The following is a 12,665-nucleotide window of genomic DNA, read 5'->3' as shown; positions in this document are numbered from 1 at the left end:
CGATGCTCAACCGCCGTTCCCTGCTCGCGACCGCAACCGCCGCCGGGCTTGCCGCCCCGTTTGGACGCGAAGCTTTCGCCGCGGCGCTGACGCCGGTCGCGATGCCGGCGCCCGGCCTCTACGATACCAATGAGGACGCCTATTGGGCGTCCTTGCGCAAGCAGTTCCTGATGCCGGCCGATCTCGTCAACCTCAACAACGGCACGGTCGGTTCCTCGCCGCGCCCGGTGCTCAAGGCGGTGTTCGACAGCTATGAGCAGACCGAGCAGATGATGCAGGCGGCGCCGGAGGATTATCCGATCTGGGGCTATGGCCCGTGGCCCGAGTTCCGCAAACCCTTCGCCGACCTGATGGGCGCGCGGGTCGATCAGATCGCGATGGTGCGCAATTGCACCGAGGCGAACAGCTTCGTCGGCAACGGCTTCGAGATGAAGCCGGGCGACGAGGTGCTGATGTCCGACGAGGAACATGGCAGCGGCATCGCGCCGTGGGAGCTACGCGCCAAGCGCTACGGCATCGTCATCAAGACCTTCGCGATGCCCAAGCCGCCCAAAAGCACCGACGAGATCCTCAACCGAATCAACGACGCGATCACCCCGCGCACCCGGATCATCTTCGTCAGCCATATCAGCACCAGCACCGGCGTGGTGCTGCCGGCCAAGCAGATCTCGGCGCTGGCGCGCTCGAAGGGCATCGTCTCGGCGTTCGATGGCGCACACGCGGCGGGGATGATGAAGGTCGATCTCAACGACATCGGCTGCGATCTCTACACCGGATCGATGCACAAATGGCTGTTCGCGCCCAAGGGCACGGGGTTCCTGTATCTGCGCGACGACAGCATCATCAACCGCGTCTGGCCAACGACGGTGACGCATTCGTGGGATGACCTGTCGCTCAAGGCGGGGCGCTATCAGCAGTTCGGATCGTCCAACATCCCGACCATGATGGGGCTGAACGCGTCGATCGCACTCGCGCAAGGCATCGGCATCGACCGGATCGAGAAGCGCCATCGCCAGATGGCCGATTACCTCCACGCCGAGATGGTCAAGCGCGGCGCGGAAAGCTGGACCTCGCCCGATCCGACGCTGCGCTGCGCGATCACCACCGTCAACGTGCCGCCGGTCTCGCGCATGGAACTCGAAACGTGGCTGTGGAACAACCACAAGATCCGCATCCGCGGCGGCGAGCCGAGCAAGCTGCGGCTCTCGACGCCCTATTATCTGTCCAAGGCCGATCTCGACCGCTTCCTCGACCGCTTCGATGCGTTTCGGAAGATGAAGGGGATCGCGTGATCTATCCTCGTTCATGTCGAGCGAGGTCGAGACACCTGTCGTCGCGCTCGCGGCCACCCCTCGACTTCGCTCGGGATGAACGGGGAGGTGGTGTTTCGCCTCTCTCGCCAAGATGGAGGTGCGCTGATCTGGCCGCGGCTTCACCCACCCCCCGTTCATCCTGAGCGAAGTCGAAGGACGTGCCCGGAGCGCAGCGCTTAGGGCACGTGCTTCGACAGGCTCAGCACGAACGGGGTGGGCGAAGCGGCCGAGCGATGTATTCCGGAAGATGAAGAGACTCGCCCGATCCCCACCCGTTCGTGTCGAGCGCAGTCGAGACACCTCCCGCAGCGCTTGCGGAACATCCCTCGACTTCGCTCGGGACGAACGGGGCGGTGGTATTGCACCTTCTTCGCCGAGATGAAGGAATCACTTGATCCGGCCGCCCCCCCCACGCCGTTCGTCCTGAGCGAAGTCGAAGGACGGGCCCGGAGCGCAACGCTTGGGGCGCGTGCTTCGACAAGCTCAGCACGAACGGGGCGGGCACATCCCTGCGTTATTTCGCCTCCTTCGCCGCCGCCGCCGCCGCGTTGGCGGCGAGGATATAGGCCGAGGTCGTGCTGACGGTATATTCGTTCTCGAACCACAGGAACGGCCAGTCGGTCTTCACCTCGGGGAAGTCGGGCTTGATGACGATCACGCCGGGCGTCATCCCGCCGGGGATGAAGCTATAGTCGGCGCGGTTGTGGCCGTAGCCGATCAGCCGCGATTGCGTGCCGACCGTCGAGACCAGCGACAGGTTGTTGGCGGGGTGCCGGCCGAGCATGTAATCGAGCGCGCGCAGCGAATATTCCGGCCCGACGATCTCGGGGAAGGCGGTGTGGAGCATGTACATCGTGCTGCCGAACGTCGCCACGTCGTGCGACCCGGCCCAGGTTCCCAGGCTCACCGGCACGCCGAACGGGTTCTTGGCCATGTCGGCGTCGATCTTCGCCTTGGCCGCCTGCACCAGCGGCACCAGCTTGGCGCGATAGTCGGCGTCCATGAACGGAATCGCCCGCACCGCCGCGCTGCCGATGAAAGCGAAGCGCTCGCTGATCGTCGGCAGCAGCGCCTTCAGCTTGGCGGTGTAGGTCGGGTCGCCCTTGGTGGTGATGACCAGTTCGACCGTCGCCGCGACGTTCGCGACATCGGGGAAGCGCGAGGCGAAGCTGTTCTCGCGCCCCTCGCTGCTGTCAACGAGCCGCGGCTGTTGCTTGGCCCATAGCGCCTTGGCGGTGGCGAGCGCCTCGGCCGACATCTGGGGGTCGAGCGTGGCGAGCGCGCGGCTCGCCCCGGCCAGCGCGCCGACGACATAGAGGTTGGTCGCCGGGATGTCGGTGGTGAACGCCCAGCGGTCGTCGGGCTTGCCCGAGGTCGCGCCGGTATCGCCGAGCGGCCCGAGCTTGGGATCGTAGAGCTTGCCGTCGGTCTGCGAACCGGCATCGCCGAGATGGGCGTATTGCCGCAGCGTCGGATCGATGATGCCGACGATGGCGTGCCCGAATACCTTGTACTGCGCGAGCAGTTGCAGCGTGCCGTGGCGGATTTGCTGGAGCGAATCCTCGATCCCGTCGGGCTTGCGGATTTCGACCGCGCGCGCCGCCTCGTCGACGCTGGTCTGGTCCCACTTCAGCCCGAACAGCTCGTGCGCCCAGACGAGGTCGCGCACCACCCAGGCATTGTCGGGGGTCTGGATGTCGTAATCGCCGGCATCCTGCCAGCCGCCGACCGCGAGGCCGGGGATATGCTCGCCCGCCTTGAACGGTGAATCGAGGTTCGGCCCCATCCGGTAGCCGTCGAAATGGACGTGGTTGGCGGGCGCCTGCCGTGCGTCGTCGAGATGGGAGGGCGACTGCCAAACGCGATACTGCTCGCGCACACCGACATGGTCCATCTGCTCGGCGAGGAAGGTGTCGAGCGAGGTCTGCCAGACATGGTCATATACGTCGGGCGAGATGCGGAACGGGTTGGTAGTGTTGCCCGCATAGGTGATCGCGTAAATGCCGGGATCGCGCACACTCGAGAAGTCGAACGCGGCATAGTCATAGCGCAGGAAGCGGCCGCGCGGCTGCGTCTTGGCGCGCAGCACGACCTGACGGCTGCCGTCGGGCGCGAGCTTGACCAGTTCGGCCTCGCCTGGCGCCTTGAAGGCGGGATCGAGCTCGATCAGCGCGACTTTGTCGCGCGCGGGCGTATAGCCGGCCTGGTTGAACGAGACGACCGGCGCGCGCGTCCAGCCCTTGATGACGTTGGGGCGGACATGCCAGACGACGGCATTCTCCTTCGCCCCTTCCGCGATCAGCGAACGCACCACGAACCAGCCGTTCTGCGCACGCGCCCGCGCGTCGTACAGCGACAGCGCGCCGGCATCCGAGGTGATCGAGACGCGCGTGAGCGGGTCTTCGGGCGCGAGCGTGATCGATGTGCCGCCAGTGGCGAGCGGCAGCGGATCGCCCGATCCGTCGAGCGCCATTTCGCCCGTCGGGTGGCGCGGGAACAGGCCGGGGGCGGCATCTATCAGATAGGTCTTGCCGAAATAGGCGGTGGGCAGGAAATCGAGGTTGAACTCGGCCTTGCCGGCGAGCGCGTGCGGCAACGGCTGATCGAGATCGACTGCGATGCGGAAGCCAGTGCCCTCGGCGGTGACCTTCACGCGATAGGCGAGGTTCTGATCCTTGTACGCCGAGCGCACGACGATCTGATTGGGCTCGCTGCCGCGCTCGCGGCTGATGAAGGCGGGGACCGGCGCCCATTGCTCGGGGGTGCGGTCGAGCCGGACCGCGCCGTCGGTGGCGATGCGGTCGCCGTGGAGGACGAGCTGGATGCCGGCATTTTTCTCGTCGAAGAAGATCGGGCTGAACTGGTTCTGGTCGATGATGACGCTGAGGCCCTGCGTCTCGAGCGTATCGTTGGGGCCGGTCTTGAGCGACTGCGCCGAGGCGGCGTGGAGGGTGGCGACCAGACTGACGGTCGCAAGTAGCTTGGCACATACACGGTAACGCATCGACGCCTCTCCTGTTAGCGTTATCATCTTTGCCCCACATTTCGCGTCTGGAACGATCGCGCGATTATTGCGGGGATACGGACGACCCGGCTAACGCCATGTGACCGCTACCTTTCTTGTGGACGAAAGGCGGGCGGCGGGCAACAGGATTTGTCGTTCAAATCAATATCATCGCCGCCACGAGGGGCGGCCCGGCGTTGCTGCGCTCAGATCAACCCTTCGGCCTCGCGCCGGCGCCGCGCCGCGCCGATCTCGAACAGCCCCCAGCCCGCGAGCGCGAGCGGGAAGACCCAGCCCCAAACATGCTCCCACCAAGCGAATGACTGGCGCGACAGCGGCTTCGGCCCCGGCAGCCCGACCTTGCGCATATAATCGTCGGTCACCGGCGCGTAGACATATTCGCGCAGCGTTTCGTAATAAACGACGTAGCCGTCATCCTTGCGATACCAATACGGCGCGCCGAGGATGCTCGTCTCGACGATCGAATAGCCGAAACGCAGCCGCTCGACCGTGAGCGGGGCGCGCTCCGCCAGCGCCGGCGCGTGCCCCTGTTTGGGCAAATGCACGCCATATTGGTCGAGCGCTTCGACATAGCCTTTCGGTGCGGCCGACACCGGGATGCTGGCGCCGGGCAACACCAGCGCGCGGCTGCCGATCACCACCGGACGGTCGGTGACCATCAGCACGATCGCCGCGTAGAGCACGATGACGCCGAGAATCGCGCTGCGGATATGCTGGTCGCGCGCGACTATCGGGTCGGCGTGCGCCATGGGTCAGTCGTCCATCGTCAGCACGATCTTGCCGATATGGTCGCCCGCCTCCATCCGGCGATGCGCGGCGGCGGCTTCGGCGAGCGGGAAGCTGCGGTCCATCACGGGGCGCAGCTTGCCGGCCTCGACATGCGGCCATACGGTCCGGTGCAGCTCGTCGGCGACGAGCGACTTGAACGCGGTGTCGCGCGAGCGCAGCGTCGATCCGGTCAGCGTCAGCCGGCGGCGCATGATCTCGAAGATCGGGATTTCGGCGGTGGCGCCGCGCTGCACCGCGATCGAGACGTGGCGGCCATCATCGGCGAGGCATTTGAGGTTGCGCGGCAGGTAATCGCCACCGACCATGTCGAGCACCGCCGCCACCCCGGCGCCGCCGGTGATCGCGCGGACCTGCTCGACGAAATCCTGCGTGGCGTAATTGATCGCATGATCCGCGCCGAGCGCCAGCGCCGCCGCGCGTTTCGCATCGTTGCCGACGGTGACGATGATCGTCAGCCCGAACAGCTTGGCGAGCGAGATCGCCATCGTGCCGATGCCGCTGGTGCCACCATGCACCAGCACCGTATCGCCTTCGATCGCATAGGCGCGCTCGAACAAATTGGTCCACACGGTGAACAAAGTCTCGGGCAGCGCCGCCGCCTCCGCCATCGACAGCGACTCGGGCACCGGGAGGCACTGCCCGGCCGGCACGCTCGCATAGTCGGCATAGCCGCCGCCGGCGAGGAGCGCGCAGACCGGCTGGCCGAGCAGTTCGGACCCGACCCCCTCGCCCGTGGCGACGATCGTGCCGGAGATTTCGAGACCGGGAATCGAGGGCGCGCCACGCGGCGGCGGATAACCGCCCTTGCGCTGGAGCACGTCGGGGCGGTTGACGCCCGCCGCCGCCACGCGCACCAGCACCTCGCCCGCGCCGCACGCGGGAACCGGCCGCTCGACGACGCGGAGCACCTCGGGCCCGCCGGGCGCGTCCGGGTCGATCGCCCGCATCGTCACTGGTATCGCATCCGTCGCCACGCCCGTCCCCCGCCGGGGGATTGGCGCCCCGTCGCCGGCCTTATTGACATCGCCCGCGCATCGGTCAACGATCCGCACATGGACTTCGACGAGATTCTCGCGAAAAACCCGGCCGATCCGCTATCCCAATTGGTGCGGCAGGATCTCGAGCGCCTCTCGCTCGACGAACTCGCCGCGCGGATCACGGTGCTCGAAAGCGAAATCACGCGCAGCCGACAGCAGATCGAACGCGCCAGCAAGCACCGCGCCATCGCCGACGATCTCTTTCGGAGATGACCGCGCCCGCCAGACCGGGCGGCGAACGCGAAACAGGGCGGGCAGGCGCATTTCAAGTGCTTGATGCGAACCCCTCGCCTTCCAACATAGTCGGAAAGGGCCGCGCGTCTGCTTGCGGCCCGCATGGAGTACCATAATGCCCTCTTTCGCCTCCGCGCTGGAAACCACGCTCCACAAGGCGCTTGAAGCCGCGTCGTCGCGGCGCCACGAATATGCCACGCTCGAGCATCTGCTGCTTGCCCTGGTCGATGACGAGCACGCCTCGAAGGTGATGGCGTCATGCGGGGTCGAGCTCGGCGAACTCAAGACCACCGTCGCGCACTATCTCGATACCGAACTCGAAGCGCTCAAGGTCGACACCGCGACCGATCCGTCGCCGACCAGCGGCTTCCAGCGCGTCGTGCAGCGCGCGATCCTGCACGTCCAGTCGTCCGGCCGGGACGAGGTGACGGGCGCCAACGTGCTCGTCGCCCTGTTCTCCGAACGCGAGAGCTATGCCGTCTATTTCCTCCAGCAGCAGGACATGAGCCGTCTCGATGCCGTCAGCTTCATCTCGCATGGCGTCGGCAAAGGCGGCGCCGCCCCCGAGCCGCGCGAAGTGAAGGGCGCCGAGGAGGAAAAGCCCAAGGCCGAGGCCAAGGGCAAGGCGGAGAGCGCGCTGAAGCAGTTCACCGTCGATCTCAACGAGAAGGCGAAGAGCGGCAAGGTCGATCCGCTGATCGGGCGCGGCCCCGAGGTCGATCGCACGGTGCAGATCCTGTGCCGCCGCTCGAAGAACAACCCGCTCTATGTGGGCGATCCCGGCGTCGGCAAGACCGCGATCGCCGAGGGCCTGGCGCGCAAGATCGTCGAGGGCGACGTGCCCGAGGTGCTGCTGCCGGCGGTGATCTATTCGCTCGACATGGGCGCTTTGCTCGCGGGCACGCGCTATCGCGGCGATTTCGAGGAGCGGCTGAAGGCGGTCGTCAACGAACTCGAGAAGCTGCCGCATGCGGTGCTGTTCATCGACGAGATCCACACCGTCATCGGCGCGGGCGCGACCAGCGGCGGCGCGATGGACGCGTCGAACCTGCTCAAGCCGGCTTTGTCGGGCGGCACGATCCGCTGTATCGGCTCGACCACCTACAAGGAGTTCCGCAACCACTTCGAGAAGGATCGCGCGCTGCTGCGCCGGTTCCAGAAGATCGACGTCAACGAGCCGACGATCGAGGATACGATCAAGATCCTCGCCGGGCTGCGCTCCGCGTTCGAGGACCATCATAAGGTCAAATACACGCCCGACGCGATCAAATCGGCGGTGGAGCTCAGCGCGCGCTACATCAACGACCGCAAGCTGCCCGACAAGGCGATCGACGTGATCGACGAAGTCGGCGCGATGCAGATGCTGGTGCCGCTCGGCAAGCGCAAGAAGACGATCACCAGCCGCGAAATCGAAGCCGTGATCGCGACGATGGCGCGCATCCCGCCGAAATCGGTCTCGACCGACGACACCAAGGCGCTCGAATCGCTCGAAATCGATCTGAAGCGGGTGGTGTTCGGCCAGAATGAGGCGATCGAGAAGCTCGCCTCGGCGATCAAGCTCAGCCGTGCGGGCCTGCGCGATCCCGAAAAGCCGATCGGCAACTATCTGTTCACCGGCCCGACCGGCGTCGGCAAGACCGAAGTCGCCAAGCAGCTCGCCACGATCATGGGCATCCCGCTCCAGCGCTTCGACATGAGCGAATATATGGAGCGGCATTCGGTCTCGCGGCTGATCGGCGCGCCTCCGGGCTATGTCGGCTTCGATCAGGGCGGCCTGCTCACCGACGCGGTCGATCAGCAACCGCATTGCGTGTTGCTGCTCGACGAGATCGAGAAGGCGCATCCCGACCTGTTCAACATCCTGTTGCAGGTGATGGACAACGGGCGCCTGACCGACCAGCATGGCAAGACGGTCGATTTCCGCAACGTCATCCTCATCATGACGACCAATGCGGGCGCCTCCGACATGGCGCGCGAGACATTGGGCTTCGGCAATCTCACCCGCGAGGGCGAGGACGAGCAGGCGGTGCAGAAGATGTTCAGCCCCGAGTTCCGCAACCGGCTCGATGCGATCGTGCCGTTCGGATACCTTCCGACCGAGGTGGTCGCGCGGGTGGTGGACAAGTTCATCCTCCAGCTCGAACTGCAGCTCGCCGATCGCGGCGTCCACATCAACCTCGACGACGAGGCGAAGACGTGGCTCACCGCCAAGGGCTATGACAGGCTCTACGGCGCGCGCCCGATGGGCCGTTTGATCCAGGAGAAGATCAAGCAGCCGCTCGCCGAGGAACTGCTGTTCGGCAAGCTGGTGCACGGCGGCGAGGTCAGCGTGAAGATGAAGGACGGCGCGCTCGCCTTCGAGATCGTGCCGGCCGCGCCGAAGAAGCCGAAGAAGGGCAAGTCGGCGCCGAAGGCGGTGACCCCGACGGAGTGAACATGGACGGGCCCGGTCGCGAGACCGGGCCTGTTTTCTGCGGTCCCACGTCAACCCAAGCCGTTCGTGGATCGTACTCTAATCCAAACCGCTCGTGCCGAGCGAAGTCGAGGCACCTGCGTTCCGGACTCGCCCCTCGACTTCGCTCGGGGCGAACGGAGAGTTACTTCCGGGACATCTCCCGCACCATCAGCGCTTCGAGCCGCTTGGGATCGACCGCGCGCACCACCTCGGCCTTTTGCTCGCCCAGGCCCGGCTGATAGCCGTCGCGCCATGACTGCATATCGCCATAGCCGGCCGAGAAGACGGTGTCGTAATCCACGAACAACGTCTCCCGTTCGGTCACGATCGACGGATCGAGCCACACCGCCGCCGCCGTCTCATCCCACAGCGGAAAACCCGGCTCCATCCCCGCGATGAATTTCGCCACGTCGGGCGGCGCCACCTTCGCCAGCCGCGCGAGCAGCGCCGCGCTGAGCTCGGTCGCGGTCGAGGGATCGACCGGCACCGCGACGATCTTCCGCCACGGCGCGCGCGCGACGATGCTCGCCGCCTCGGGATCGAAGCGCGCATTGAACTCGCGGCGCGGCGTGTTGGTATATTCGCGCGCGAAATCGCTCGCCGAGGTGCCGGTCAGCACCTGATGCGGGTTGAGGCTGCCGCCCATATAAACCAATTCCTTGGCCAGCCCCGCGAACGCCGGATCGAGCCGCTGCGCCAGCGCCAGGTTGGTGAACGGCCCCGCCGCCAGGATCGTCACCTCGCCGGGGTAACGATGCACCATGCGGATCAGGAAATTGGCGGCGATCTCGTCGGCCGCCTTGTGCGTGGGGTTGCCGCCGCGCAGATCGACCGGATCGTTCGGGCCGAAATAGGCGGGCGTGCTTTGCTGGGTCGGCTCGACCCAATGCTTCATCCACGCGCCCTTCCAGGTGAGCTTGCCGTACAGCGTCTCCCACCGCTCCGTCGCCGCCTCGGTGTTGATGAGCGGAAAGGTCGCGCCCTGCACCACCGGCACGTCGGTGCGGTGCGCGATCTCAAGCCCGCGCAGCGCCATCGCGGTCGCGCGATTCGCCCAGACATTGCCGGAGACGGTGGTGAGGCCGAGCACTTCGACATCAGGATCTTCGAGCAGCATCAGGTGCATCAGCCCGAAACCCTCGTCGTCGATGATGACCTTGCGCTTGGGCGTATCGGCGTGCGCGGAGCCGATGGCGAAGAGCAACGCCAGCGCCACACATACCAGTTCCCCCGCGAAAGCGGGGGTCCAGAGCCACGAACGCTGGCGCTGTTTGGCCCTGGGCTCCCGCGTTCGCGGGAGAACAGACACTGGAGGCATCACTGCGCCGCCACGAACGCATCGATCCGCGCGAGGTGCGCCGCCACCGCCTCCGCCGGCAGGAACGATCCGGTGAAGCTGTTGCGCGCCAGCGTTGCCAATGCGGCGCGGTCCAGACCGCGTCCGCCCGCGATCGCGCGGTAATTGTCAGCGACATAGCCGCCGAAATACGCGGGATCGTCCGAGTTGACGGTGGCCTTGAGGCCAAGCGCGAGCATCCGGTCGATCGGGTGGGCTGCGATCTCGGGCACGACGCACAATTTGAGGTTGGAGAGCGGGCAAACCGTCAAAGTCATCCCCTCCGCCGCGAGCCGCGCGACCAGCGCATCGTCTTCGAGCGCGCGGTTGCCGTGGTCGATGCGATCGACATTGAGCAGATCGAGCGCCTCCCAGACATAGGCGGGCGGCCCTTCCTCGCCGGCGTGCGCGACCAGCTTGAGGCCCTTCGCGCGCGCTGCGGCGAAGACGCGCGCGAACTTCTCGGGCGGGTGGCCAACCTCGGACGAATCGAGCCCCACCGCCGCGATCCGATCAAGCCACGGCCCGGCCTCGGCGAGCGTCGCGAATGCCTCCTCCTCGCTCAGGTGGCGCAGAAAGCTCATGATGAGGCTGCTGGTGATGCCGTGCTTCGCCTCGGCCTCGGCCATGCCCGCGAGCAGCCCTTCGATCACCGTCGCGAACGCGACGCCGCGCGCGGTGTGCGTCTGCGGATCGAACATGATCTCCGCGTGGAGGACGCCATCGGCGGCGGCGCGATCGAAATAGGCGGCGGCGAGATCGTGGAAATCTTGAGCCGTGCGCAGCACGTCCGCCCCAGCATAATAGATGTCGAGGAAATCCTGAAGGTTGCCGAACGCATAGGCCGCGCGAACCTCCTCGACCGACGCATACGGGATCGTCACCCCGTTGCGCTTGGCGAGCGCGACCATCAACTCGGGTTCGAGACTGCCCTCGATATGGAGGTGGAGTTCGGCCTTGGGCAAGCCGGTGATGAAGGTGTCGAGATCGGTCATGCGGGCAGCTTAGGGTCGCTGCGGTGCGGCATCAAATGCAATGATTGTGCGACGGCGTTGCGCAAAACCATGTCCCTCTCCCTGTGGGAGAGGGAGGGAGCCGGCGTAGCCGGCGGAAGGGTGAGGGCAGGATCACCCTCACCCTTCCCACCGCTGCGCGGCGGCCCCTTCCCTCTCCCAAGGGGAGAGGGATTCACGCGGAACGACTCCACGCGCAGTTCCCCATCACATAGGTCCGCGCGATCGCACGATCATCGCCGAGGATCTGGAGCGCGAACAGCCGCTCCGCCAGCCCCACCCCCGCCGTGCGGCGCGCGAGCAGCGGGGTCGCGGCGCAGTCGAGCACGACGAAATCGGCTTCCTGCCCGATCTCCAACGCGCCGACGCGATCGGCGATGTGGAGCAGCGCTGCACTCCCCGCCGTCGCCAGATACAGCGCGCGAAACGGATCGAGCGGGTAATCGCGCGCCAAAGCCGCCTGATAGGCAAGGCCCGCCGTGTGAAGCATCGAGAAGGTCGTCCCCGCCCCGACATCGGTGCCAAGGCCCAGCGTAACGCCATGGGCGTCGGCCTGCCCGAAATCGAAAAAGCCCGAGCCGAGGAACAGGTTCGAACTCGGGCACACCGCGATCCCCGCGCCGGTCTGGGCCAGCCGTGTGCAGGCTCGGTCGGAGAGGTGAACGCCATGCGCGAACACCGAACGCGGCGTCACCAGCCCGAAGCGATCATAAGCGTCGAGATAATGATAGGCATCGGGGAAGCGCGCGGCGACCGCCTCGCATTCGCGCACATTCTCGGCGAGGTGCGTGTGCAACAACACGTCCGGGTGGGCGGCGAGCAGATCGCCCGCGACGTGCAACTGCGCGTCCGACGACGTGAGCGCGAACCTTGGCGTCACCGCATAGCCGAGCCGCCCGCGCCCGCGCCAGCGCGCGATCAGCGCTTCGCTCTCGGCGCGCGCGGTCTCTGGCGTGTCGGCGAGACCCGTTGGCCCGAGGTCCATCAGCACCTTGCCCGAGACGATCCGCATCCGTCGCGCCAGCGCCGCCGCGAACAGCGCATCGACCGACTGTTCGTGGACGGTCGGGAACACCAAGGCGCTGGTCGTGCCGTTGCGCAGCAGCTCAGTGAGAAACGCATCGGCCACGGCGTCGGCGTGGGCGCGATCGGCGAAGGCCGTCTCGGCGGGGAAGATGTGGCGAGTCAGCCAGTCGAGCAACTGCTCACCGTGCGACGCGATCCGGTCCATCTGCGGATAATGGACGTGCGCGTCGATGAACCCCGGCACGATCAGTCCGGGGAGCGACTCGACAACGATACCGGCGAAGCGTTCGGCGAGCGCGGCGTACGCTCCGCGCGCGACGACAATCCCGTCCTCGACGAGGAGCAGCCCGTCGGGCTCGTGGCGCACGGCATCCACATCGTGGCGCGGATCGCGCGGCACCGACAGCAGTTCGCCGCGAAAGGCTTTGAGCGTCATC

At 66.5% G+C, this 12,665-nt stretch carries 9 protein-coding genes; 3 read left to right on the top strand and 6 right to left on the bottom strand.

The window, feature by feature from the left end:
• Window positions 1-2 precede the first annotated feature (2 nt).
• Window positions 3-1,292: an aminotransferase class V-fold PLP-dependent enzyme gene (locus tag PX554_RS16340; RefSeq protein WP_275503511.1), complete on the top strand. Its 1,290-nt coding sequence runs from the start codon at window positions 3-5 to the stop codon at window positions 1,290-1,292.
• Window positions 1,293-1,827: 535 nt separating this feature from the next.
• Here PX554_RS16340 and PX554_RS16335 read toward each other — a convergent pair.
• The 3 genes from PX554_RS16335 to PX554_RS16325 all read right to left on the bottom strand — a co-directional run bounded on the left by PX554_RS16335 (window position 1,828) and on the right by PX554_RS16325 (window position 6,074).
• Entirely contained in the window at window positions 1,828-4,317 is a 2,490-nt protein-coding gene (locus PX554_RS16335) for a glycoside hydrolase family 9 protein (protein WP_275503508.1), read from the bottom strand.
• 206 nt (window positions 4,318-4,523) lie between these two features.
• Entirely contained in the window at window positions 4,524-5,087 is a 564-nt protein-coding gene (locus PX554_RS16330; protein ID WP_093224388.1) for a hypothetical protein, read from the bottom strand.
• A gap of 3 nt (window positions 5,088-5,090) precedes the next feature.
• Window positions 5,091-6,074, bottom strand: a complete 984-nt coding sequence (locus tag PX554_RS16325) for an NAD(P)H-quinone oxidoreductase (protein WP_093224684.1) — start codon at window positions 6,072-6,074, stop codon at window positions 5,091-5,093.
• A 105-nt stretch (window positions 6,075-6,179) separates the two neighbouring features.
• Here PX554_RS16325 and PX554_RS16320 point away from each other — a divergent pair, with 105 nt between their 5' ends.
• Together PX554_RS16320 and clpA are read left to right on the top strand one after the other, a co-directional pair.
• Window positions 6,180-6,377, top strand: coding sequence for a DUF1192 domain-containing protein (locus PX554_RS16320; RefSeq protein WP_275503503.1), 198 nt, complete (start codon window positions 6,180-6,182; stop codon window positions 6,375-6,377).
• Between the two features lie 136 nt (window positions 6,378-6,513).
• A complete protein-coding gene (gene clpA, locus PX554_RS16315) occupies window positions 6,514-8,832 on the top strand; it encodes an ATP-dependent Clp protease ATP-binding subunit ClpA (protein ID WP_275503501.1) in 2,319 nt (772 codons plus the stop codon).
• A 163-nt stretch (window positions 8,833-8,995) separates the two neighbouring features.
• On the opposite strand, the gene PX554_RS16310 is transcribed toward clpA, so the two are convergent.
• The 3 genes from PX554_RS16310 to guaD all read right to left on the bottom strand — a co-directional run bounded on the left by PX554_RS16310 (window position 8,996) and on the right by guaD (window position 12,664).
• Window positions 8,996-10,057 carry a nucleoside hydrolase gene (locus PX554_RS16310; RefSeq protein ID WP_275503499.1) on the bottom strand — a complete coding sequence of 354 codons (1,062 nt, stop codon included), beginning with the start codon at window positions 10,055-10,057 and terminating at the stop codon, window positions 8,996-8,998.
• A gap of 113 nt (window positions 10,058-10,170) precedes the next feature.
• On the bottom strand, window positions 10,171-11,184 hold the full coding sequence (locus tag PX554_RS16305; RefSeq protein WP_275503497.1) for an adenosine deaminase: 1,014 nt from the start codon (window positions 11,182-11,184) through the stop codon (window positions 10,171-10,173).
• Window positions 11,185-11,377: 193 nt separating this feature from the next.
• Window positions 11,378-12,664 (bottom strand): guanine deaminase, encoded by a 1,287-nt coding sequence (gene guaD, locus PX554_RS16300; RefSeq protein ID WP_275503496.1) that lies wholly within the window; start codon window positions 12,662-12,664, stop codon window positions 11,378-11,380.
• Window position 12,665 lies beyond the last annotated feature (1 nt).

This window comes from Sphingomonas pollutisoli (genome assembly GCF_029167165.1).
Taxonomy (GTDB): domain Bacteria; phylum Pseudomonadota; class Alphaproteobacteria; order Sphingomonadales; family Sphingomonadaceae; genus Sphingomonas; species Sphingomonas pollutisoli.
Note: the sequence above shows the minus strand (reverse complement) of the source record. Positions and strands in the feature narration are given on the sequence as shown.